Below are 2,345 nucleotides of genomic sequence, written 5' to 3' on the forward strand. Positions count from 1 at the left end.
ATGCTCGAGTAGGGCGGGGCACGTGAAACCCTGTCTGAACATGGGGGGACCACCCTCCAAGCCTAAGTACTCCTCAGTGACCGATAGTGCACCAGTACCGTGAGGGAAAGGTGAAAAGCACCCCGACAAGGGGAGTGAAACAGTTCCTGAAACCGGATGCCTACAAGCAGTCGGAGCCTCTTCATGGGGTGACGGCGTACCTTTTGTATAATGGGTCAGCGACTTAGAGTATGCAGCGAGCTTAAGCCGGTAGGTGGAGGCGCAGCGAAAGCGAGTCTGAATAGGGCGACCGAGTTGCATGCTTTAGACCCGAAACCTGATGATCTAGCCATGGGCAGGTTGAAGGTGCGGTAACACGCACTGGAGGACCGAACTCACGCCTGTTGAAAAAGTCGGAGATGACCTGTGGCTAGGGGTGAAAGGCCAATCAAATCAGGAAATAGCTGGTTCTCCGCGAAAGCTATTTAGGTAGCGCGTCGGATATCACCTGCGGGGGTAGAGCACTGGATGGGCTAGGGGGGCGCGAGCCTTACCAAACCTAACCAAACTCCGAATACCGCAGAGTGCAGTCCGGCAGACAGACGGTGGGTGCTAAGGTCCATCGTCGAGAGGGAAACAGCCCAGACCGCCAGCTAAGGTCCCCAAATCACGGCTAAGTGGGAAAGGATGTGGGAAGGCCATGACAACCAGGAGGTTGGCTTAGAAGCAGCCATCCTTTAAAGAAAGCGTAATAGCTCACTGGTCTAGTTAAGCCGGCCTGCGCCGAAAATGTATCGGGGCTCAAGCCGTGTACCGAAGCTGCGGATGTGATCTTTGATCACGTGGTAGCGGAGCGTTCCGTAAGCCTGCGAAGGGTGTCCGTGAGGCCGCCTGGAGGTATCGGAAGTGAGAATGCTGACATGAGTAGCGACAAACAGTGTGAGAAACACTGTCGCCGAAAGTCCAAGGGTTCCTGCGCAAGGTTAATCCACGCAGGGTGAGCCGGCCCCTAAGGCGAGGCCGAAAGGCGTAGTCGATGGGAACCACGTTAATAATCGTGGGCCTGGCGGAGGTGACGGATCGGAAAGCGTGTATGTCCTTATCGGATTGGACATGCTGTGGACCGGTTCCAGGAAACAGCCCCGCCGTATAGACCGTACCCCAAACCGACACAGGTGGACTGGTAGAGTATACCCAGGCGCTTGAGAGAATGGTGTTGAAGGAACTCGGCAAATTGCCCTCGTAACTTCGGAAGAAGAGGGCCCTATGGGTGGGCAACCACCTGTGGGGGGCACAGACCAGGGGGTAGCGACTGTTTACTAAAAACACAGGGCTCTGCGAAGCCACACAAGGCGACGTATAGGGTCTGACGCCTGCCCGGTGCCGGAAGGTTAAGAGGAGAGGTGCAAGCCTTGAATTGAAGCCCCGGTAAACGGCGGCCGTAACTATAACGGTCCTAAGGTAGCGAAATTCCTTGTCGGGTAAGTTCCGACCTGCACGAATGGCGTAACGACTTCCCCGCTGTCTCCAACACCAACTCAGCGAAATTGAACTCTCCGTGAAGATGCGGAGTTCCCGCGGTCAGACGGAAAGACCCCGTGCACCTTTACTACAGCTTTGCAGTGGTGCTAGGGACTTCATGTGTAGGATAGGTGGGAGGCTTGGAAGCATGGGCGCCAGCTCGTGTGGAGCCAACCTTGAAATACCACCCTTGAAGTCTCTGGCATCTAACCGTGGCCCGTGATCCGGGTCCGGGACCCTGCATGGCGGGTAGTTTGACTGGGGCGGTCGCCTCCCAAAGTGTAACGGAGGCGCGCGATGGTGGGCTCAGAGCGGTCGGAAATCGCTCGTCGAGTGCAATGGCATAAGCCCGCCTGACTGCAAGACTGACAAGTCGAGCAGAGACGAAAGTCGGCCATAGTGATCCGGTGGCTCCACGTGGACGGGCCATCGCTCAACGGATAAAAGGTACGCCGGGGATAACAGGCTGATGACTCCCAAGAGTCCATATCGACGGAGTCGTTTGGCACCTCGATGTCGGCTCATCACATCCTGGGGCTGGAGCAGGTCCCAAGGGTTCGGCTGTTCGCCGATTAAAGTGGTACGTGAGCTGGGTTTAGAACGTCGTGAGACAGTTCGGTCCCTATCTGCCGTGGGTGTCGGAGTTTTGCGAGGATCTGTCCCTAGTACGAGAGGACCGGGATGGACATACCTCTGGTGCACCGGTTGTCACGCCAGTGGCATGGCCGGGTAGCTAAGTATGGACGGGATAACCGCTGAAAGCATCTAAGCGGGAAACCCACCTCTAAACCAGAGCTCCCTTGAGAGCCGTGACAGACCATCACGTCGATAGGAGGCATGTGGAC

General features: G+C 56.6%; 1 rRNA gene. It reads left to right on the forward strand.

Annotated features, from left to right (window positions below):
• A 23S ribosomal RNA gene (locus FZ938_RS30315) occupies positions 1-2,345 on the forward strand; the annotation flags it as partial.

Origin of the sequence: Azospirillum oryzae (genome assembly GCF_008364795.1) — a bacterium.
Lineage (GTDB): Bacteria > Pseudomonadota > Alphaproteobacteria > Azospirillales > Azospirillaceae > Azospirillum > Azospirillum oryzae.